Source organism: Rothia nasimurium, from assembly GCF_928392795.1.
Classification (GTDB): domain Bacteria; phylum Actinomycetota; class Actinomycetes; order Actinomycetales; family Micrococcaceae; genus Rothia; species Rothia nasimurium_F.
Map to the genome: position 1 here is coordinate 1 of NZ_CAKMTJ010000046.1, position 240 is coordinate 240.

1 protein-coding gene is annotated in these 240 nt (G+C 62.5%); it reads left to right on the plus strand.

The window, feature by feature from the left end; all coding sequences use genetic code 11:
• Window positions 1-240: AIR synthase related protein (locus tag L6963_RS11780; protein ID WP_237225480.1), on the plus strand; the 240-nt coding region annotated here is incomplete at both ends.

Sequence of the window (240 nt, forward strand, 5' to 3'; positions counted from 1 at the left end):
GCTGGGCTGTGACCTTTAAGATTGAGTCCCACAACCACCCCTCCTACGTTGAGCCCTACCAGGGTGCAGCGACCGGCGTGGGCGGTATCGTGCGCGACATTATCTCTATGGGTGCCCGCCCCGTGGCTGTCTCTGACTGCCTGAACTTCGGTTCCCCCGAGGATCCGGACATCATGTGGCAGTTCGCTGAGGCCGTGCGCGGTATCGCCGACGGCTGTATGGAACTGGGCGTACCCGTGA